The 22,458-nt window shown below is 69.8% G+C and carries 11 protein-coding genes; 8 read left to right on the forward strand and 3 right to left on the reverse strand.

What is annotated here, in order from left to right; translation table 11 throughout:
- Positions 1–2 precede the first annotated feature (2 nt).
- From QU663_RS01385 to QU663_RS01420, 8 genes are all read left to right on the forward strand, one after another.
- Positions 3–968: a MoxR family ATPase gene (locus QU663_RS01385; RefSeq protein WP_009058572.1), complete on the forward strand. Its 966-nt coding sequence runs from the start codon at positions 3–5 to the stop codon at positions 966–968.
- Positions 969–1,018: 50 nt separating this feature from the next.
- Entirely contained in the window at positions 1,019–2,215 is a 1,197-nt protein-coding gene (locus QU663_RS01390; RefSeq protein ID WP_198010231.1) for a DUF58 domain-containing protein, read from the forward strand.
- Positions 2,212–4,890 (forward strand): transglutaminase domain-containing protein, encoded by a 2,679-nt coding sequence (locus QU663_RS01395; protein ID WP_021612454.1) that lies wholly within the window; start codon positions 2,212–2,214, stop codon positions 4,888–4,890. The genes QU663_RS01390 and QU663_RS01395 overlap by 4 nt, the downstream gene beginning before the upstream one ends.
- Before the next feature lie 17 nt (positions 4,891–4,907).
- Positions 4,908–6,422 carry a serine/threonine-protein kinase gene (locus QU663_RS01400; protein ID WP_021612453.1) on the forward strand — a complete coding sequence of 505 codons (1,515 nt, stop codon included), beginning with the start codon at positions 4,908–4,910 and terminating at the stop codon, positions 6,420–6,422.
- A 119-nt stretch (positions 6,423–6,541) separates the two neighbouring features.
- On the forward strand, positions 6,542–12,592 hold the full coding sequence (locus QU663_RS01405; protein ID WP_232210947.1) for an Ig-like domain-containing protein: 6,051 nt from the start codon (positions 6,542–6,544) through the stop codon (positions 12,590–12,592).
- A 42-nt stretch (positions 12,593–12,634) separates the two neighbouring features.
- A complete protein-coding gene (locus QU663_RS01410; protein ID WP_009058590.1) occupies positions 12,635–13,900 on the forward strand; it encodes a DUF58 domain-containing protein in 1,266 nt (421 codons plus the stop codon).
- Positions 13,897–16,467: a transglutaminaseTgpA domain-containing protein gene (locus QU663_RS01415; protein ID WP_021612451.1), complete on the forward strand. Its 2,571-nt coding sequence runs from the start codon at positions 13,897–13,899 to the stop codon at positions 16,465–16,467. The genes QU663_RS01410 and QU663_RS01415 overlap by 4 nt, the downstream gene beginning before the upstream one ends.
- Positions 16,464–18,029, forward strand: coding sequence for a serine/threonine-protein kinase (locus QU663_RS01420; protein ID WP_034481926.1), 1,566 nt, complete (start codon positions 16,464–16,466; stop codon positions 18,027–18,029). The genes QU663_RS01415 and QU663_RS01420 overlap by 4 nt, the downstream gene beginning before the upstream one ends.
- Before the next feature lie 4 nt (positions 18,030–18,033).
- Here the strand turns inward: QU663_RS01420 and QU663_RS01425 are convergent, their stop codons facing one another.
- The 3 genes from QU663_RS01425 to QU663_RS01435 are packed head-to-tail and all read right to left on the reverse strand — an operon-like array spanning position 18,034 to position 22,283.
- Positions 18,034–19,410 (reverse strand): S8 family serine peptidase, encoded by a 1,377-nt coding sequence (locus QU663_RS01425; RefSeq protein WP_304990637.1) that lies wholly within the window; start codon positions 19,408–19,410, stop codon positions 18,034–18,036.
- Positions 19,407–20,927 carry a type VII secretion protein EccB gene (locus QU663_RS01430; RefSeq protein ID WP_021612166.1) on the reverse strand — a complete coding sequence of 507 codons (1,521 nt, stop codon included), beginning with the start codon at positions 20,925–20,927 and terminating at the stop codon, positions 19,407–19,409. The genes QU663_RS01425 and QU663_RS01430 overlap by 4 nt, the downstream gene beginning before the upstream one ends.
- Positions 20,928–22,283 carry an EsaB/YukD family protein gene (locus QU663_RS01435; protein WP_021612165.1) on the reverse strand — a complete coding sequence of 452 codons (1,356 nt, stop codon included), beginning with the start codon at positions 22,281–22,283 and terminating at the stop codon, positions 20,928–20,930.
- Positions 22,284–22,458 lie beyond the last annotated feature (175 nt).

Here is a 22,458-nt window from a genome sequence, read left to right on the forward strand (position 1 = left end):
TCATGACCCTTTCCATTGAGGACGCAACCCGGTTCGCCCAGGTCTTCAAGGGCCTCGTCGACGGCGTGTCGGTCGCGGTTCTGGACAAGCGCCAGGCAGTGCGACTCGCGCTGACGACCATGTTCGCAGGCGGTCACCTCCTGCTAGAAGACGCCCCCGGTACCGGCAAGACCGCGCTGGCGCGCGCCATCAGCGCCACCATCGACGGCACGCACTCGCGTATCCAGTTCACCCCCGACCTGCTGCCCTCGGATATCACGGGCGTCAACATGTTCAACCAGAAGACGGGCGAGTGGGTCTTCCACGCCGGCCCCGTCTTCGCGGAGATCGTCCTGGCCGACGAGATTAACCGCGCCTCGCCCAAGACCCAGTCCGCGCTCCTGGAGGTCATGGAAGAAGCCCAGGTGACGGTCGACGGCGTGCGCCGCCCCGCGCCCCAGCCCTTCATGGTCATCGCGACCCAGAACCCCGTCGAGCAGGCCGGCACCTACCCGCTGCCCGAGGCCCAGCTGGACCGCTTCCTCATGAAGACCTCCATCGGCTACCCCTCGCGCGCCGCCATGATCGACGTCCTCGACGGCTCGGCCGCGCCCGACCGCTCGAAGAATCTGCGTCCCCTCGTGAGCGGCAAGGACATCGTCGCCTGGTCGGCCCTGGCCTCGGGAAACCACACGGACCGCGCCGTCCTCGACTACGTGGCCGCCCTCGCTGAGGCAACCCGCGAGGACGAGTCCTCGCTGCTGGGTGTGTCCACCCGTGGCGCCATCGGCATGGTGCGCTGCGCCCGCGTGTGGGCGGCCGCGCAGGGCCGTAACTTCGTCCTGCCCGACGACATCAAGGCCCTGGCCGTGCCCGTGTGGGCGCACCGCATTATCGTCGACCCGGACGCCGCGTTCTCGGGCGCGACCTCCGAGGGCGTCATCCAGCGTGCCCTGACCTCGGTGCCCGCCCCGGCGGTGGGCGCGTAACGCGCCGATCTGCGACCGCGATGGAAGGGACGCGCAGGGAACACTCGACGATGGTCTCGCCCCGCAGGGCGCAGGCCTCCCGTCCGCATCCCCTCAAAGCCCTGGCGAGCGCGGTGACGCCCACCGGGTGGGCGCTCGTCGTGCTTATCGCGGTGGCCCTCATCCTGGCGGCGACGCTGGAGTGGGTCGAGGCCCTGGCGTGCGCGCTCGCCGGCGTCGTCGCCCTGGTCCTGGCCGCCACCCGCGTCGCCTGGAAGTCCCCGCACGTCGTGTCGATTCGCGTGCCGAACGAGCGCATCGTCGCAGGCCAGACGGCCGTCGGCGAGATTTTGGTGCGCAACGAGCGCGCCCGCCCGGTGCGCTCGGGCATTATCGAGCTCCCGATCGGTTCGGGCACGGGCGAATTCGTGGTGCCGCCGCTGGGCTCCCACGAGAAGTGGGACGAGATGTTCCTGATCTCCTCGCGTCACCGCGGCCTCATTCACGTCGGCCCGGCCCGCGCCGTGCGCTCCGACGCCCTGGGCCTGCTGCGCCGCGTGCGCGTGTGGGACGAGCCCGTCGTCCTGCACGTGCACCCGCGCACGGTGCGCGTGCCCTTCGACGCGACCGGCTTCCAGCTGGACGTCGAGGGCGTGTCCACCGGCAAGCTGTCCAGCTCGGACGTGTCCTTCCATGCGCTGCGCGACTACGAGCCGGGCGACGATCGACGCGCCGTGCACTGGCAGTCCACGGCCCGCCTCGGAAAGCTCATCGTGCGCCAGTACGAGGAGACGCACCGCTCCCACCACGTCATCGTGCTGGACACCTCCCGCGACGCATGGGACTACGACTCCTTCGAGACGGCCGTGTCGGTCGCGGGCTCGCTGGGCCTGGCGAACCTGCGCGAATCCCGCCCGGTGTCGGTGACGACGACGGAGACGTGGCTGCCCTCGACGGTCGCGATGCGGCTCCTGGACTCTCTGTCCGAGGTCTCTGCGCGCTCCTTCGGTGACCTGGCCCTGCGCGTGCGCGAGGCCGTGGCGCAGCGCCCCGGTGTCTCCGCCCTCACGCTTATCGTCGGTCCTCAGACTACCGATTCGGACGCCGCGCACCTGGCCCGCCTGGCGCCCATCGACGTGCCCGTTTCCATCATTCGCATCGGCGCTGATCGGGCGCGCGGACGCCGCGACCTCGGCCGAGGCGTCCTCCTCGACTGTTCGACCCTGGATGACCTGCCGCGCATCATCGTCGCCGGGGGTCTCGCATGAGTAATTCCACCAACACGAAGCCTCGCGCTCAGCGCATCGACTCCCAGGACGAGGCCGTGGCGGCCCCGCCCGTCAAGACCGAGCCGCACGCGCAGGCGGAGCCTATCCAGCCGTCCCCGCCCCCCGCCTCGGGGTCGGGTGCCGAGAAGCACGCGCCCAAGCCGAGGACCACGCGTAATCGCCTGCTCACGATCACTCAGCGCTTCGCGACCTATCGCACGCGCATGCCGCTGTGGTCGCTGCTGGTCCTCGCCCTCCTTTTTGTCGGCCCGGTCGCCGCGTTCGAGCCCGTCTTCGGCGGGGGAGTGGGGGCGATCGCCGCGGGCGCCGGCGTGGCGTGCGGCCTGGGAATCGCCGCCGCATCGACCAGGTGGCGCTGGGACGCGGTCACGACCGTCCTTGCTGTCCTGGCGACCTACTTCCTGCTGGGCAGCGCCGCGGCCCTGCGCTCCGAGGCCCTCTTCGGCGTCCTGCCCACCGGTAAGACGCTGCAGGTCATGGTCCTGGGGTCCTTCCGCGCGTGGAAGGACCTGCTGACGCTCACCGCGCCGGTGTCCGCCTACTCGGGCCCCGCCCTCGTACCGTGGATGAGTGGCCTCGTGCTGGCGGCCCTCGCCGGCCTGATCACCGCCCGCGCGGGGCGCGCGATCCTAGGATCCATTCCCCTGGTGCTCATGGCCGTCGTTTCCGTCTTCTTTGGCCTGTCTGAGCACCCGCTGCCCGTGTGGGCGGTCCTGGCGTGGTGGGGGACGTTGGCCGCCTGGTGGGCCGCCGCCGCCCAGTATCAGCGCATCACGCTGGGCCAGGACGTCCTGGTCGGGCGCTCGGGCGCGCGCGGCTCCGAGAACACCCTCGGACGCCAGTCCCGCTCGACCGTGTACGTGGGGACCCGCATCGTCGGCGCCCTCCTCATGATCGCTATCTCCGTGGGCGTGGCTTTACCGGCCGCGTCCTGGCTGGGGTCGGGGGGCACGCGCGTCGTGGGCCGCGACCTCGTGGAGCCGCCGCTGGACATCCAGGACTACCCCTCGCCCATGGCCTCGTTCCGCCACTACACGACCGACCTGAAGGACGAGACCCTCCTGACCGTGTCGGACCTGCCCGAAAACCAGCGCGTGCGCATCGCCGCGATGGACGTGTACAACGGCACGACCTTCGGCATGTCCGAGACGAGGGGAGACGGCCACACCGGCTACATTCCCGTCGAGACGACCATCCCCGGTCGCGAGGCGGGCGGCGAGGCCGTGGAGGTGTCCACCATCGGCATGTCGGGGCCGTGGGTTCCCGTCCTGGGCACGCCCTCGCAGATCACGTTCTCCGGAGCCGACGCGGACGCGCAGAAGGACGGCCTGTTCTTCGACTTGTGGTCCAACGCGGCGCTGACGACTGGGCCCGCCGGAACCATGACCTACTCCGTCGAGGCGACGTTCACGGACCCCGTGCGCGACGAGGACCTGGAGTCGCTGGCGGTCGTGCCCAACACGGTCCGGGACACGAACGTCCCCGAGGGGATCGCCACGAAGACCTCGGAGCTCACGCAGAACGCGACGACGTCCCTCGCGGCGGCCCGCGCCATCGAGCACTACCTGTCGACGAACGGCTTCTACCTCAACGAGAACACGCAGTTCTCGCGTCCGGGCGTGCGCACCGACCGCCTGGAGCGGATGCTGTCCGGGGACGAGAACCTGATCGGCGACGACCAGCAGTACACGGCCCTCATGGCGCTCATGCTCCACCAGATGGGCATCAACGCCCGCGTCGTCATGGGCGCCTACCCGGAGGGCGGCTCCCAGGGCGGCGCCGCCTCCCTGCGTGGCTCCGACATTCGCGCGTGGGTCGAGGTCGAGTTCGCGGGTGGCATCTGGGCCGTCTTCGATCCGACGCCGCCGCGCGACCACACGCCGCAGACGCAGGTCCCCAAGCCTCGCTCCGTGCCGCGCCCGCAGGTCCTCCAGCCGCCGGAGCCCCCGGAGGCGCCCGCCGAGCTGCCTCCCACGACGCGCGACCAGAACGCGGATCCGACCAAGGAACCAGAGGATCCCTTCCCGTGGGGTGTCGTCGTCGGCATCGCTGGCGGATTCCTGCTGCTCCTGCTGCCGCCGCTCGCGGTCTTGGCCTACAAGGCGGGGCGTCGTCGCCGCCGGCGCCGCTCGGCCGCGGTGAGCGCCCTGATCGGCTCGTGGGATGAGGTCGTGGACTTGGCGGCCGACTCGGGCCTGAGTATTGAGGTGGGTCGCACCCGCCAGGAGACGGCCTGGTCGTTGGCCTCGCAGTGGGATCTCGGCGAGCACCCGGGCGACCCCTTCGCCCTGGTGACGGGCGAGGTGCGCCACGGCGATGACGGGTCGATTGACTCCATCGAGTTCGACGAGGCCTCGGCCTCCTCGGGACGTTACGTGATCGACGGGTGGAGCCGCTTCGGCGACGACGTTCCCGCGCCGGTCGTGATCGCGCGCTACGCGGACGTCGCGGACTTCGCGTCCCACGGCGCCTCCCGCGACCGTGCGCGCGACGCGTGGGTGCAGGTGGGCGAGCTGCGTGCGCAGGTGGCCAAGCGTTCCGGTTTCTTCGCGCGGGTGCGTCGCGCGCTGTCCCTGCGTAGCCTGCGCATGCGCCGCAAGCTGCGCCTGAGCGCGTCCATCGCGCGCACGATGCATGAGGAGAAGAAGCAGTGAGCCCAGCTGTGGCCGGCATGCGCGGACCCGAGATCCCCGGTTTCCGGTGGGTGCGCCCGCTGGGGCAGGGCGGTTTCGCCGACGTGTTCTTGTACCGTCAGGAGCTGCCCAGCCGCGACGTGGCGATCAAGGTGGTGCGCGCCCAGGGCGATGAGCGCGGCACGCAGGAGCTGCACCGCGAGGCCGACGCGATGACGCTGCTGGCGGGACACCCGTCGGTGGTGGAGCTGCACGGCGTGGGGACGACGTCCGACGGACGCGCCTACCTGGTCATGGAGTACTGCCCGGTCGCGGATCTGCTCACGCAGGTTCGAGCGCGCCCGATGTCGCTGGAGACGGCGCTGGACACGATGATCAAGGTGTGTGGCGTCGTCGAGATGTTCCACCGCCAGGGCTACGTGCACCGCGACATCAAGCCGTCGAATATCATGCTGGACGCATACGGGAAGCCGGTGCTCGCGGATTTTGGTGTGGCCTCGAAGGTGGGTCGCCTGGAGGTCGGCGCGTTTGACGGTTTCTCGGTGCTGTGGGCGCCGCCGGAGCAGCAGGACGTGAATTCCCCGGCCTCGCCCTTGCAGGATGTGTGGGCGCTCGCCTCGACGACGTGGACGTTTATCACGGGTCGCAGCCCGTTCGAGGATCCGATCGGCGATAATTCGGCGGCGTCGATCGCTAATCGCGTGCAGCGGGGGCGTATGCGCGGCCTGGGGCGCGCGGATGCGCCGGCGGAGCTGGAGCGCGTGTTGCGCGCGGCGATGGCGGTTGATCCGCGGGAGCGCACGCCCTCGGCGATGGAGTTCGGGCAGGGACTGCAGCGCGTCCAACAGGAGCTGGGCCTGCCCCGCACGGAGATGGAGATCAAGGAGAAGCGCTCCAAGGCCTTCGCCGCGCCCGCCGCCGGGGACCAGAAGACGCGCCTGCGCGGCGCGCCGGTCATCGACCCGGATAAGACGCGCCTGCGCTCGTCCACGTATTCCTTCGAGGGCGGGGCCGGCTCGGGCGGCGTCGAGGCCGTGGCTGATTCGTGGAAGATTGATCGTTCCTCGGACGCGGACGAGGCCTCGGAGCGTCGCGTGGTTGAGGAGTCCTCCTCGTCGAAGCGCGGGATGAGCCCGGTGGCGGGTGTGATCTTGGCGCTGCTGGCCGCGGTGATCGCCGCCGGCCTGGCGGTGGGTATGCTGCGCGGGGAGGGGTCTTTCACACGCATCGCTCCCGCGCAGGAGACGACGAGCGCCTCGACGAGGCCGGAGGACGCGCTCGGCGCGGCCCCACCGCAGGTGACGAACCTGTCGGGGGAGTACGCCGACGGCACGGTGACGTGGACGTGGAGCGCGCCGCAGGGCGCCGCCCAGGCCGACCTCACCTACACGTATGAGTCGTCGGGCGCGGGCGCAAGCGCGAGCGGCAGCGTCGAGACGACGACCGTGAGCGTGGACGGGGCCAGCGGCGAGAACTGCATGCAGATCACGACGGTGTCGCGTTCGTCTGGGCGAATGTCGGATCCGGTGCGCCAGTGCACGGTCGTTCCCTGACCGCGCGTGTGGCGCCTCACGGGGTGTGGAGCGGGGGTCGTACCCCCCTTTGTTTTGAGATAGGCTGTTGAGGACCCTGCGTTCGGGCGGGGCAGGTTGTTGGGAGAGTGGTGAGCATCGTGGCGAAAAGTGACCGCGCCGTGAAGGCGCTTCGTCGGGTGTCGCGTCGTCTTCCCGCGATCGGTGTGTTGCTGCTGGCGTCGATTCTCGTCGTCGTTGCACTCATCCATCGCGGCATTGAGGTGACGGAGCTCGACGTGGACGACGGCGGCATCTGGGTGTCGAAGGGGTCGGACCTGTCTCTGGGCCACTTGAACTACGATGCGCTGACCTTCGACGGCTTCGTGTCGACGCCGAGCGCGCAGGTCTCCCTGGGCCAGGATGGGCGCACGGTGACGATCGGCGATGAGACGACTCACTCCGTGTCTTCCGTCGACGTGGCGGGCATGAAGCTGGGCGGTGCGATCACGGTGCCGGAGGGCTCGCAGGTCGCGCAGGGCGCAACGACGCTCGCGGTCCTCGACGCGTCGGCCGGATACCTGTGGGTGGGGGACGCGAACCGTCCCGACGCCCTGAAGTACGACGACACGGAGGCCATCGCCGACGGCTTGGCCGGGGGCGTGGTGACGGTGTCGATGAAGGGCACTGTCTACGCCTACGCGCCGCAGTACGCGACGCTGACGACGGTGTCGCGCGCGGGGGCGACCTGGTCGGTGTCGAAGTCCACGCTCAGCGGTATTTCCGCTGGCGATGACCTGTCGATCACCGCGGTCGGCGACAAGCCCGTCATTTACGACGCGACGACCAATACCCTCGTGCTGCCCTCGGGGCGCACGCGCGCGCTCAACGGGGATGGGATCGCCCCGGGCGCGTCCCTGCAGATGGCGGGCCCGGCCTCGTCCTCGGTGCTCCTGGCGACCGCCGATTCTCTCGTGAGCGTGCCGCTGGACGGCGGCGCCCCCACCGTGACGCCGGCGCAGGAGGGGTCGAGCATCGGCGGCGTCCCCGCGCCCCCGGCCTTCCACCAGGGCTGCGCATACGGCGCGTGGGGCACCTCGGGTGCGGCGATCCGCGTGTGTGAGAGCGGCACCCAGCGTTATTCGAACGTCGAGAACCTGGCCACGTCGAAGCAGCCGGTCTTCCGCGTCAACCGCACCCGCATCGTCCTCAACGACGTCGATGCCGGCACCGTGTGGCTGCCCGACCGCGACATGATCATGGTCGACAACTGGGATCAGGACAACCCGGACGCCAACGAGGTCGAGTCGGACGAATCCAACCCCGACCTGCTCGAGCAGATCAGCGACCCGCAGCGCAACGAGAAGAACACGCCCCCCACAGCCGTCGACGACGACTTCGGCGTGCGCCCCGGAAAGTCCACGCTCCTGCCCGTTTTGCAGAACGACTCTGATTCCGACGGTGACGTGCTCACCGCGGAGGCGACCTCGCAGCCTTCCTTCGGCTCGGTCGTCGTCACGCGCGGCGGGCGCGCCCTGCAGATCACGGGCGTCGGCGACGACGCGCAGGGGACCAGTTCCTTCACCTATTCCGCCTCCGACGGCCTGGCCTCGGCCACCGCGAACGTCTCCCTGCGCGTGCACCCGTGGAGCGAGAACGTCGGCCCCAAGCGCGTCCACGACGCCAACGTCAAGCTCGGCGCGGACGCGCAGATTGAATACAACGTCCTGGCCGACTGGATCGACCCGGATGGCGACCAGATCTTCCTGGAGAGGGCCGAGGGCTCCGAGGGCCTGTCGGTTCAGTTCTCCGAAGACGGTACCCTGTCGATCCGCGACATCGGCGCCAGCACGGGCGCCCACACGGTGTCCGTGTACGTGTCCGACGGCTGGCTGACCACCGAGGGTGAGCTGACCGTCCTCGTCCAGGAGCCCGGCAACATCGCGCCGATCGCGAACGCTGACTTCTACGTCGCGCGCGTGGGCGAACCCCTGGTGGTCGCGCCGCTGGCGAACGACACGGACCCCAACGGCGACGTTCTGACGCTCACGAAGGTCTCGACCGCGCCCGCGTCGACGACGCTGGTGCCCGACCTGGAGCTGGGTGTCGTGACCTTCACGGGCTCGCAGGTGGGCTCCTACGAGTTCACCTACACCGTCAGCGACGGGCCCGAGGCCGTCGTCGGCGTCGTGCGCGTGGACGTCGTCGCCGGCGACGAACACGCGGCACCGGTCGCCGAGGACGATATCGCGATCCTGCCCAGCGGTGGCTCCGCCCTGGTCGCACCCCTGGCCAACGACACGGATCCCTCCGGCGGCGTCCTCGTCGTCCAGTCCATCGAGGTCGACTCTGACGCGGGCATCGAGGTGGCCCTCATCGACCGCCACCTCCTGCGCGTGACCGCGCCCGCCGGCCTCGACGACATCGCGCGCTTCACCTACACGGTGTCCAACGGCTCGGGCGCCGCCACGGCCTCGGTGGCCGTCATTCCGACGCGCGCGAAGGACGATCGCGCCCCGCTCGAGCTGCAAGACGACTCGGCGAAGGTGCGCGTGGGTGACATCGCCTCCATCCAGGTCCTCGCGAACGACCGTTCGCCCTCCGGCCTGCAGATGAGCGTGTCCTCGTCCCTGGCGGGCACGGTCGACTCCGAGTACGGACACGCCTTCGTGACCGGTAACCTGGTGCGTTTCGAGGCCGGGCAGAAGACGGGCCGCGTCGACGTGACCTACACGGTGACCGACAGCGCCGGCAACACGGCCAGCGCGACGGCAACCTTCAACGTCATCGGCGCCGAGCAGGCGAATTCCGCGCCCCAGCCCAAGGCTCTGACGGCGTGGGCGGCCGCCGGCCAGACGACGCGCATCCCGGTGCCCCTCAACGGCATCGACCCGGACGGCGACTCCGTGACCCTGGTGGGCATCGACCAGCCTCCGACGATGGGCACGGCGACGCTGGGCACCGAGTGGATCGAGTACACGCCGAACTCGGATGCTTCCGGCACGGACGTGTTCACCTACACGGTCGAGGATCGCCTGGGCCGCCAGGCGAAGGCGCGCGTGCGCGTGGGCGTGGCACCGCCCTCGGAACTTAACCACAACCCGGTTGCGCTGCCCGACGTCATCCAGGCGCGCCCGTCGCGCACCATCGAGGTCAACGTCTTGTCGAACGACGTCGATCCCGACGGCGACACCCTGAAGCTGCGCGAGGGATCCCTGGAGTCCTCGAACAGCCAGGTGCAGGCCTCGGTCGTGTCGGCCACCTCCGTGTCGCTGACGACGCCCGCCGAGGAGAATCCTTTCGTCGTCACCTACGTGGTCGAGGACGGCCGCGGCGGATCCGCGACGGGTCAGTTGACGGTGAACGTCGCCGCGGACGCGCCGCTCATGGCGCCGATCGCGCGCGACGACCTCGTGTCGCTGTCCGACATGCCGCGTGACGGCGCCCCGGTCGAGGTCAGCGTGCTCGCCAACGACGAGGATCCGGATGGCGCCCTGTCGGAGCTGACGATCTCCTCGAGCGCCGACGGCGTGAGCGTGGATAACACGACGCACAAGGTGACGGTGACACCGCAGACGGATCGCCGCCTCGTGGTCTACTCGATCACGGACCAGGACGGGCTGTCCTCCTCGGCGGTCGTGTCGGTGCCCGGCGCGGAACGCAAGGTGCCCGCGGTGAACCCCTCGCGCGTGCCGATCCGCCTGAAGGCGGGGGAGTCCAAGACCCTGTCCCTCGACGATTTCGTGATGGTCAAGCGCGACGCGCACGCCTACATTCGCGACGTGTCGACCGTGCGCGGGGGCGCCGGCCTGACGAACCTGACGGCCGACGAGACGTCCATTTCTTTCACCGTCGATTCGAGCTACGTGGGTAAGACCTTCGTGAACGTCGAGGTCTTCGACGGGCGCGAAGGGGACGAGTCAGCGTCCTCGGCGTCGCTGACCCTGCCGATCCAGGTGGAGGCCACGCAGAACCACCCGCCGACGATCACGCCGACGGTGATCCGCGTCGCGTCGGGCGAAGAGACGTCCGTGAACCTGCCGCTGATGGTCTCCGACCCGGATACGCCCGACCCGTCGTCCTTCACCTACCGCGTGTCGGACATCCCCTCGGGTATCACGGTGCGTAATGAGTCGGAGACCCGCCTGGCGGTGAGCGCGGAGGCCGGTACGAGGCCGGGGTCCGCCGGCTCGCTGACGCTGAGCGTGGACGATGGCTCGGGCAGCCCGGTGAGCGCGAAGGTGCCGATCGAGGTCGTGGCCTCGACGCGCCCGCTCATCCAGACGTCCCTCGCGCAGATCGTCGCGGATGCGGGCAGCACCGTGAACGTGGATCTGACGCAGTACACGACGAACCCGTTCCCGGACACGCCGATCACGATTCAGCGGGCGACCGTTGAGGTCGGCGAGGGCACGGTGGACCCGCAGGGCACGGTCCTGGCGGTGAGCCCGCGCGCGGGCTTCCACGGGAACATGGTGATCGTCTATCGAGTGATCGATAAGACGCTGGATTCCTCGCGCGTGGTCGAGGGCCGCGTGTCGGTGACGGTGCGCGACCGCCCGGATCGCCCCGAGAACGTTCATGCCACCGCGACGGGTCCGGGCCGCGCCTCCGTGTCCTTCACGCCGGGCGCCGATAACGGTGCGCGCATCACGCAGTACATGGTGACGAGCTCGCAGGGTGGGGGCGCGGTGTGTCAGCAGACGGTGTGTGAGGTGTCGGGTCTGACCAACGGCGCTTGGCACAAGTTCACCGTCGTTGCCCGCAACGCCGTCGGCGATTCCGACCCGTCGGAGGCCTCGGCGGAGGTCCAGGTCGACGCGACGCCGGCCAAGATGGCCGTGCCGACCCTGTCGGCGGGCAACGGTCAGGTCACCGTGACTTGGAGCGCTCCGGACAACGAGGGGTCCCCGATCACGAAGTATGAGATCGCGGTCAATGGCGGCGATGGCTCCAGCAAGCAGACGACGGCCGACGCCTCCGCTACGTCGGCGACAATCGGCGACCTGGAGAACGGCGTCAACTACACGGTGTCGATCGTCGCCCGGAATGGCGCGGAGAAGCAGGCCGAGTGGTCCCAGCCGGCGAACACGACCCCGCACGGCAAGCCGGATCCCGCCAGTGCGATCGCGCTGAGGCACGTGGGCTCGAGCGCCGACGGGTCGACGGGTTCCGTCGACGTCTCGTGGAAGCTTGGCCGCTCCGGTGGCACCAACTGGGGGCCCACGACCGTGACCGTGGACGGGCTGGATCCGATAACGGTCGACGGCTCGACCGCCTTCGTCCATGTCGACGGCGTCACCCCCGGCAACTCGGTGTCCGTGACCGTGGATCTGTCCAACGCCGAGGGCGACCATTCGACGTCGACTCAGAGCTTCTCGCTATCGACCGTGCCCATGCCGATCGGTGCTCCGACGCTCGAGGGCACGGGCAAGCACGGCGAGCTGGTGGTCAGGAACCTGACCAAGGCGCCCGGTAACGGCTTCGCCGTCGGCGAGTTGAGCCTGCGCTACTCCTCGGATCCGGGCTCGTGTGTCAATGGTTCGGAGGCTCGCGACGGCATGCTCATCGAGGGCAGCGGTATTGCTGCGCGCACCTACTACTTCTGCCAGGTGGGTCTGGCGACCTCGGGTGAGACGGTTGCGTCGACTCCCGTGCGCGCCGATGGACAGCCCATCGCGCCCCCGACCCTGCAGGGCGTGACGGTCTCGAAGGCCGGGCCCGGCGCGGTCCGCGTGAATGTGGCCGTCGCCGAGGCCTACCCGGCCATGACGGAGTTGACGGTGACGGTGGGTGGCCAGCAGGTCAACATGTTGGGCTCGCAATCCGTCGTGGTCAACAACCTCCCCGAGGGCGCGCAGGTGAGCGCCCACGTGGTTGCCAGGAATTCGCAGGGCGAGGCCTCGGCGGACTCCAACGGCATCACCACCGAGCTGGGCGTGTCCACCAAGTGGGTCGAGAACTGCAGCCCGGGCGTCGCCGGGCAGGTCCCCGGCCAGGCGTGCCACACCTTCAACCTGGTGGCCCCCGGCTTTACGCCGGGCGTGTCCGTCCAGCACGTGTGCCGCGTCTCCTCCGACGTCGATCCCGGCCACCCCCGCGAGGTCATCGTGGGCGGCCCCGAGGTCGAGTCCGGCATCGCGACGCGGGCCGGCTCGCAGGCCGAGCTGAACGGGGCGGTGCGAGTGGAAAGCTGCGAGCCGCGCCGGTAGCGGCCGGGGCGTGAGAGGAACCGATCTGATGGGAGGAACGCCATGAAGCGTGTGAAGGCCGACATCGGCCTGACGGAACGACCGCGCGTCCTGCGGGCCGTCGCCTCGGCGCGTACCGCGCTGGATCGTCGTCTCCGCGCGATCCCGGGAATGCGCTACGTGCTGGCCGCGTGCGGCATCGTCACCCCCTTCGGGTGGCTGGTGATCGCCTCGGCGATCGCGGGACTGGTTGTCGCGGGAGTCGTGGGATGGGCCGAGGCCTTCGCGCTGGCCATCGCGTGCGTGGCCCTGCTGGTCATCGCGATCGTGCTCGTCGCCGCCCCCTCGCCCTACCGCGTGTCGCTGCGCCTGCCCCAGGAGAGGGTGACGGCCGGGCAGACGGCTCTGGGCGAGATCCGCGTCGTCAACGACACCTCCCGCCGCGGCGGCTCCGAGGTCATCGAGCTGCCCATCGGCGCCGGCGTCGCCGAGTTCGTCATCCCGGGCGTGCCCTCCCACCGGACGTGGGACGAGTTCTTCTCCGTCGTGACCCGCCGCCGCGGCGTCATCGAGATCGGCCCGGCCCGCACCGTGCGCTCTGACGGCCTGGGCCTGCTGCGCCGCGTGCGTTCCTGGGATAACCCGGTGACCCTCTACGTCCATCCGCGCACGGTGCGCGTGCCTTTCGACGCGACCGGCTTCCAGGTCGACGTCGAGGGCGTGGTGACGGCGAAGCTGTCCAGCTCCGACGTGTCCTTCCACGCGCTGCGCGACTACGAGCCGGGCGACGATCGACGCGCCGTGCACTGGCAGTCCACGGCGCGCCTCGGCAAGCTCATCGTGCGCCAGTACGAGGAGACGCACCGCTCCCACCACCTGATCGTGCTCGACACGGCGCGCTCCTCCTGGGATCGTGACGCCTTCGAGGACGGGGTGTCGGTGGCCGCTTCCCTCGCCCTGGCGGGGATTTCCGCCTCGCGCACGGTGTCTTTTGCCGCGGGCAAGCGGTGGATTCCGGCGACCGGGGCGGTCAGCATGCTCGACTCCCTGGCCTCACTGACGTACTCCGGGCGTTCGAACATCACGGCGCTCGTGCGCCGCGCCTTCGCCTCGTGCCCGTCGGCCTCCTACGTCAGCGTCATCGCGTCCCCCGCGGTCACGGACGAGGAGGCCGCGCACCTCGCGCAGGTCACTCCCCGCGACGTGACTGTACAGATCCTGCGCATTAACCCGAAGCAGCGCGCGCGTCGGCGGAGCTTGGAGGGCGGCGTGCTTTTCGATTGTCCGTCGCTGCGCGAGCTGGCGCATTTGGTGGGTGATATCCGGTGACTGTCGATGCTCTTGGTCGCGCCAGGCCCCGCCTGCCGCTCCTGTCCTTCGTCGCGTTGGCCGTGCTCTTTGCGGGGCCGGTCCTCACGCACGAGGCCGTCTTCGGGTCGTCCGTCGGCCTGATCGCCGCCGGTTCAGGCGTCGCGGTCGGCCTGCTTATCGCGGCTGCCTCGACGCGCTGGTCGTGGGACACGCTCTCGACCCTCGCGGCGCTGCTCGTCGCCTACTTCCTGCTGGGCGGCCCGATCGCCCTGCCGTCGACCGTGCGCTGGGGCGTCGTGCCCACGACGGACACGCTGCTGACCCTCGTGCGCGGCTCGGTGAGCTCGTGGAAGGACCTCCTGACGCTGACGCCGCCGGCGGCCTCCTACGTGGGCCCCGCGCTGGTCCCGTGGATCACGGGCCTGCTGTGCGCGCTGATCTCCGGCCTCGTCTCGGTGCGGTGGGGGCGTCCGCTCCTGGGCATCATCCCCGTCGCCGTGATGGGCGTCGTGGGTCTGGCTTTCGGCCTGTCCGGTGTCGTGCCGCCCGTGTGGCCGTTCATGGTGTGGTTCGCGGGCGCGTTCCTGTGGCTCGCGTGGGCTTCTTCCCACCAGCGCCTGTCGCTGGGGTTGGACGTGTCCGTCAATCGACGAGGCCGTGGCGGGGCGAGCGCTGCGACGGCCTCGACGCGCGGTCCCTCCCGTCAGGCGGTGTTCCGTTCCCGGCGGCTGTTGGCCTCGTCCCTGATGATCGCGCTGGCGGTGGGCGTGGCCCTGCCGGCGACGGCCTCGTGGGGGCCGGTGGGCCGACGGATCGTGGCCCGCGAGAAGGTGGAGCCGCCGTTTAACGTGCGTCAGTACCCGTCGCCGCTGTCGGCGTTCCGCCATTACAAGAAGGACCTGGCGGAGCAGACGGTCATGACGGTGCGTGGGCTGCCGGCGCGCACGCGCGTGCGCTTGGCGGCGTTGGACGTGTACGACGGGACGACCTTTACGATGAGCGCCCCGAAGAGCCAGGTGTCCACCTCGGTCGCGGCCCAGTCGGATGGGCAGGCGTCGACGGTGAGCGTGCGTAACGGCTACGTGTCGGTTGGCTCGACGATTCCGCGTACTCGGTCGCAGGGCAGCGACGGCTCGTTCACGGCGACGATCGAGACCTCGGGCATTGTGGGCCCGTGGGTGCCGGTGGCCGGAGACGTCCGCTCGGTGACCTTCGGCGGGGAGAACGCTCGCGCACAGCAGGAGGGCCTGCGCTTTGACATGTGGGCGGATGCGGCGCTGACGACGGGCCTGCCCGCCCAGCCGCAGACGGTGACGATCAGCGCGGACTCGATCGTGACGCCGACGGATTCGCAGTTCGCGGGCGCGACGCCGGTGAAGTTCCATTCGGATACGGACGAGCCCTACCCGAGCGGCCTCGACACGTTCATGGCGAGCATTGTGGGCTCGGCGTCCTCGCCGATTGAGAAGGCGCGCGCGATCGAGCAGTACCTGCACAATGAGGGTTACTACTTGACGGAGAACACGGATCAGTCGCGCCCGGGTCATCACCTCAATCGACTGTCCGCGATGGTGTCGGATAGCGGCCAACTGATCGGCGACGACGAGCAGTATGCGGCCCTGATGGCGCTCATGCTGCACCAGCTGGGCTGGAACGCGCGCGTCGCGATCGGCGCGTACCCGTCGGGCGAGTCGGCGGACGCGAGTACGCTCGTGGGCACCGACATGCACGTGTGGGTCGAGATGGAGTTCGAGGGCATCGGCTGGGCCGTGTTCGATCCGACGCCGGATAAGGACCGGGTGCCGCAGGACAATTCGGAAAAGAAGAAGAATTCGCCGCGTCCCCAGGTGCTTCAGCCGCCGGAGCCGCCCGAGGAGCCCGTGGAGTTGCCGCCGGTGAACCGCGACCAGGATGTGGCCGCGAAGGAACCGCCGGGGGCGGGCATCCCGTGGCTGCTGATCGGCACCGTGTCCGGTTCGCTGCTCCTGCTGCTTGCGCCGTTCGCGCTGATTGCTGCGCTCAAGGCCAGGCGGACTCGCGTGCGCCGCAAGGCCTCGCCCGGCGTGGCCCTGGTGGGTTCGTGGGACGAGGTCGTGGATATGGCGATTGACGCGGGCGTGCGCGTGCGCGCCGACCAGACCCGCCAGGAGGCGGCGTGGGCGCTGGCCTCGTTCTGGAAGCTGCGCGAGGGGCAGGAAGAGGGAGCCGAGGCGCAGCGCGTGGCGTCCCAGGCTTCGACCTCGGCGCTGATCCCGGGGTGGACGCTGTTCCGTGAGCGCGTGCCGATGACGGTGGCGATCGCTCGCCGCGCGGACGTCGCTGATTTCGCGGCGGCGACGGGCGGCCAGAAGGAAGCGGAGTCCGCGTGGTCGGACGTCGATCAGCTCAAGCGGTCCCTGGCGTCTTCCGCGAGCCTGTGGGTGCGCCTGCGGCGTCGCTTCTCGCTGCGTTCGCTGCTGCGCACGTGGAGGCGCCCGCCGGCGGCCGGGAAGGAGTCGGTACGAGGCGTGGGTTCCTTGCTGGAGGACGGCGAGGATGCGGATGGTCCGCTGGAGAATCCGTCGAGCGGGAGGAGTAGGCCGTGACGCGTGGAGCGGTTGTGGGCGCCGGCCCGCACATTGAGGGGTTCCGGTGGATTCGTGCCCTCGGGTCGGGCGGATTCGCGGACGTGCACCTGTACCATCAGCAGGTTCCGTCGCGTGATGTCGCGATCAAGGTTGCTCGCCCGAATGTGGAGGGCGGCAACGAGGCGATCAGGTACGAGGCCGACGCGATGGCTCGCGTGTCGAGCCACCCGGCCATCGTCAACCTGTACGGCGTGGGGTCGCTGCCCGACGGCCGCCAGTTCCTCATCATGGAGTACTGCCCGGTTGCGAATATCGCGGATCAGGTGCGGGCTCGCCCGATGGATCTGGCGTCGGCGTTGGACATGATGATCCGCATTTCGTCGGGCGTGGAGATGCTGCACCGGTCGGGCTACGTGCATCGGGACATTAAGCCCGGCAACATCATGCTGGACTCGTACAAGGCGCCGGTGTTGACGGATTTCGGCGTGAGTGCGCGCATTGGCGAGGGCGCGGGCGGCAGCGTCGACGGTTTTTCGGTGCTGTGGGCGCCGCCCGAGCAGCACGATGGGAACTCGGTCGCGGAGCCGTCCCAGGACGTGTGGGCGTTGGCGTCGTCGCTGTGGACGCTGCTGGTGGGCCGCAGCCCCTTCGAGGATCCGATTGGGGATAACACGACGGTTGCGGTCGCGATGCGGGTGCGTTCAGGGCGCCTGCGCGGGGTTGCGCGCGCGGACGTGCCCGAGGAGCTCGACGAGGTGCTGCGCGCGGCGATGAGCGTGGATCCGGCCCGCAGGACCCGCTCCGCCCTGGCGTTTGCGCAGTCGCTCCAGGGTATTCAGCGCCTGGCGGGGCTTCCCGTGACGCCGATTGAGGTGCGCGATGCGCCGCACATGCCTCGGCCCTCGGTGCCGGGACCGGCGTCCCCGGCTGGCTTCCCGGTTCCGGTGCCCTCCCAGGGGGAGGGGACGAGGCCTCGGGGGGCGTCGGCCGCGCAGGACGTGACGATCCGCTCGGGTGTGGGTTTTGATTTTTCGGAGTCCGGCGTCGTGCCGATCGCGGACTCGTGGCATCATCCGCGCAACCTGTCGACGGGCCGCGCGGCGGAGACGTCCTTCGACGATGAGGAGGAGCGTGTCGTCCGGCGTCTGCCCGTTCCCGCGGTGATTGCCCTCGTGCTGGTGGGCGCGGTCGTGGTGGCGGGCCTCGTTGTCGCGATGCTGACGGGCGGCGGGCACTCGGTGCGTATCGACCCTACGGAAGCGCCGACGGCGAGCCAGGAGGATCCGAGTAAGCTCACGGTGCCTCCGGCGGCTCCCACGGGCCTGAGCGGCCGTGTGGAGGGCGATTCGATCGTGTGGACGTGGACGGCGCCCGCCGATTCGAACTACACGAGCGACCAGCTGATGTTCCAGTACCGCCTGGAGCGCCCGGGTGAGGCGCCGCTGGGCGCGTCGAGCCCGGTCGCGTCCGTGACGCTGCCCGCGACGCGCGGCGGCGACAATTGTTTGACGGTGCGCACGGTCGTGGCGTCTTCGGGCTTGCAGTCCCAGTCGATCAACGCCTGCGTGGCGGTGAATTGAGCGCTTAGCGGCCGCGGCCCGGCTTGCGCAGCCAGGACACGACGACGAGGCACCCGAGGAACGTGACGCACGCGAAGGCGATGCCTGCGATGGTCAGGTCGGCGCGGGTGCGGGCTTCGGCGCCAGAGGAGCGTTCGGTGACGGGCAGGATGGGGGGAGTATCGTTTCCGCTGGTGCCCGTCATGGGGTTGATGGGGCCGTCGACGTGGGCGTTTGCGGCGATGGTGACGGCCGCGTAGGGGTTGATCATGCCCCAGCCGATGGCGGTGGTCGATGCGATGGGGTTGGCGCGGCGTGCGGTGGCTTCGAGGCGCCACTTCCACATGGCCGGTGTCTCGTCGGGGTGCGCTGAGGCGACCAGCGCGGCGGCGCCCGCCGCGTAGGCGCTCGCGAAGGAGGAGCTGCCGGTGGTCTCGTTGTTGGCTTCGCCGGTCAGGCAGTCGCCGCCCGCGACGGCCGTGGTGAGCGCGGCGATGGAGGGCGCGGCGATGTCGACGTGGACGCCGGAGACTTGGCCGCCGTCGGGTACTCCGGCCGTGGCGCTGGTGACGGCGAGGACGTCGGGGATCGCGGCCGGGTAGCGCGGGACGGTGTCTTCGCCGTACTGCTGGACGATCTGGGAGTCGGCGTTGCCCGCCGATGCGACGACCAGGGAGCCGGCCGCGGTGGCGGCTGCGACGGCGGCGTCGAGGCGGGAGTCCGGGGTGGGCTGGGACTGCGGGACGACGATGATCTGGGCGCCTTGCGCGGCGGCCCATTCGATGCCCTGGGCGGTCTTGCCCGCGTCGAGGCCGGTGGGCCCCTGCTGGGGGTCCTCGTTGAAGGTGTCGTAGACGCGCACGGGCAGCAGGGCGACGCGCGGGGCGACGCCTTCGAGTGCGGATTGTTCGGGGAGCAGGCGCGAGGCGATGATGCCGGCGACCTGGGTGCCGTGACCGTAGGTGTCGGTGCGCCCGTCGCCGCCATTGACGAGGTCGAGGCCGGGCAGGACGACTGAACCGGAGGGGAAACGGGCCGAGTCTGCGCCGCCGTCGGTGGCGGGGTTGACGGGGGTGAAGTGTTTGCTGGTGGGGCTGATGCCGGAGTCGACGATGGCGACGGTGACGTGTTCGCCCTTGGTGATGTCCCAGACGCGCTCGAGGTCGATGCGTTTGTCGGCGCTCTGCGGGTAGGAGCTGATGAATTCGGTGCTGGACAGGCAGCCGCCGGAGTTCTTGCCGGCCGTGGGGGTGGGGGTAGGGGTGGCCGTGGGGGTAGGGGTGGGGGTCGGCGTGTCGGCGTGGCTGGGCACGGCGGCGCTGACGGTGAGGCAGGTGCCGGCCAGGAGGCAGGCGCCCGCGCGGAGGGCGCGACGGGTGCCGGTGGTGCGCGCGAGCGTCATGACTTGCCTCCGCTGGCGACCTCCCGGCGCGCGGCTCGGTTCGACAGCTCGACGCCGCTGGGGATCAGTTCGAGCCACTGTTCGGGCACGGTCTGGACGTAGTCGGTGCCCCAGCCGAGGCGCTGGAGGGTGTCTTTCTGGTCGTCGCCGAGGGAGTGGCGCAGGCCGAGGTCGGATACGAAGGTCAGGGGCGTCTCCGTTTGGCCGTTGGTGGATCCTTGGGCGAGGGTGCCGTAGCCGGATTTGACCAGGGCGGAGCCCGCCGAGTACGAGGCCGGGGTGGCGGCCGTCGGGTCGAGGTTCCAGGTGGAGCGGCGCGCGCCTTCCTGGGACATGACAGTCAGCGTGGCGTGGGCGGTGGTGGAGCTCTGTTGTGTGGTGACGGCGCCGGAGGAGTCGGACTTGCCCTGCTCGAGGGTGGCGCAGGGGACCTGGTCGCGCACGCGGACGACCTTGGGGTTGTCGTCGTCGGAGCCGGAGGTGGTGGAGTCGGAGTCGAAGGGGTAGAGGCCTTCGAGGGCCGCCCATTCCTTGGGGAAGGGGGAGGGTTCGACGTCGGTTTTGGCGATGGTGAAGGCCTGTGCGAAGGCGCCGGGTTGGATCGTCAGAGCGGTTTCGATGGTGCCGTTGGGGGCGAGGGGGCTGCCTTCGTAGAGCGCGGCGGCGAGGGGGGACAGCGGGTAGGCGTGGCCGGTGCTGACGAGCACGTAGTACGTGGTCGAGCCGGTGTCTTTGACCGCGATGATGCTGCCCTGGCGCAGGGAGTTGTTGTTCTGCGGGTAGGAATCCATGGGGCCGCCGGGATTCTCGACTGTCCAGGTGGCCAGGTCGGGTCCGTCGTCGAAGAGGGAGATCCAGTTCGGGTTGACGGAGATGGGGGAGGAGCCCAGGCGCAGGCGGGCGACGGTTTCTCCCGCGGCGGCGGGGATGCGGAACTTGGTGGAGCCGGAGACGATGTAGGAGTCGGTGCCTCCGACGGGGGCGACGTAGGCGCTGCGGGCGGCGCGCAGGCCGTTGCTCTTGAGCAGCGAGGAGTTGCCGATCCACGTGAAGGTGCGTTCGGCGATGGCGCAGCTCGTCCAGTCGGCGGTCATGTGGTTCTTGTCGGAGGGGACGTCCTCGGGCGCGTCGGCGATGCCCAGGGCTTGGCCTTGGCTGTACTTCGCCAGGTCGGCGTCGGAGATCTTCATGGTGCCTGTGGAGGAGTCGCCGAGGAGGCGCGCCGAGGTCCGGTTGGAGATCGGGTGCCACTGTCCGTCTTGGAGGTAGTAGCGGGCACCGGAGCTGGAGACGACGGCGAGGCCGGCGGATTGCTTGGTGTCGGCGCCGGGGTAGAGGAAGCGCAGGCCGACGCTCACGAGGAGCATGACGACGGCCAGGGCGGCTCCGATGAGGAAAGGACGAGTTGGGGCCTGGGGTTCGACTTCTTTTCCTTCGGGCGAGCCTGCGACGAAGGAGGTGATCAGGCGTCGGCGGTTGTAGCGCTGGGCCTCGAGAATGTCCTTATTGGATGCCATTTACATTCCCCACATGTACAGAGCGAAGGGCGGCACGGCGATGATGACGAGCGTGCTGATCGTGTCGGCGGTGCGCGAGAGCCAGGGGCGGGTCTTCGGGGTGACGACGTTGGTGGCCAGCACGAGGAGGCTGCCTGTCAGGGAGGTGACGAGCACGAGGAGCAGGGAGGTGGCCGACTGGAGGGCGGCGGCGTAGGCGGCCCACGCGAGGACGGCCATGCCGGAGAGGACTCCGATGAGGACCTCGACGCGCGAGCGGATGGAGCGGGTGGAGAGCATGAGGGCCGCTCCGATCAGGGCGGACAGTGCGATGCCCTGGGAGGTGGAGCACAGGATGGGCGTGAGAATGACCAGCGCGAGGCAGGTGCCGAGTCGGATGGACACGGACATGGACACGCCCATGGAGACGGACTTGTCGATATGCCGAGGGTCAATCTGGGCGGCCGCTGAGGGGCCGGTGACGCGCACGGGCGTCGAGGCCATGGCGAGCCACGGGATACTCAGGCAGGCGAGCAGGAGGAGCGCGGCGAGGAGGGCGCAGATGCGCTCGGGTTGAATGCCGAGGGTGCCGGACAGGAGGCCGAAGAGGCCGAGGGACACGCCGATGATGGCGGGTGTGAGGCCGCTGGCGCGCAGTCGGCCGGGCAGGACGAGGGAGCTGAGCGCCCCGACCGTGAGGGCGCCGCCTGCGGCGAGTGCGCCGTAGGCGGTCCACGGGCCGGCGGGTAGTGCGCCGGCGATTGAGCAGGCGAGGAGGACGGGCGCGCAGTTCGCGAGGACCGCGACGGCGGGCTTGTCGAGCCTGCGTGCGACGACGGCGGCGGTGCCGGTCAGGAGGAGCGCGCCGACCGCGCCGATGATGGGGTAGGCGATGGTGCGGATCTCGTTCAGTGAGGACACGACGCCGGAGAGTGAGGAGCCTTGGGATGCGCCGGATAGGAGCAGGACGCCGGCGAGGCCGACGAAGAGTGCGGAAGCGTAGGCGGAGAGCTGGAGGGAGTCAAGGGGTGTCCACGGGTCGACCGTGTTCTCTACGGCACTTCCCACGGCCTCGACCAGGTCGTCGAAGCGTTGATCGTCGCGTCCCTGGCCGGCGCGCTCGAGGGTGAGGGAGGCGCCCGCGCGTACGCCTTGGTCGCGCAGGCACAGGGACTGGTCGAGGACCTGTCCCGAAGAGGTTGACACCGTGAAGCCGGCGGATGCGCCGTAGACGTCCATTCGCCCGATGCTGCGCAGAATCGTGGGGATCAGCTCCGCCAGCGGAGACAGCTGCGGGACTGACAGGTCGACCGTTTGATCGTCGTAGGTGACCGTCAGTGGAGTGAGTGCAGTAGCGGTCTGCGTGCTCTGAACCATTGTCTCCTCCGGGTTGGGATGTTCATAGTCTGCCTGTTTGTGTTCGGCGGGGCAAACTGTCGGGCTCCTGGGACTTGGTAGAAGTTTGATGAGATTGTGTGGCGGAGGGTTAGACTTTTGGTGGGTTGTGTGGTTAGACTGACGTTGCAAGTAGGGCGTTCCCGTTGTGGGGGCG

It is taken from the genome of Schaalia sp. HMT-172 (assembly GCF_030644365.1).
Classification (GTDB): domain Bacteria; phylum Actinomycetota; class Actinomycetes; order Actinomycetales; family Actinomycetaceae; genus Pauljensenia.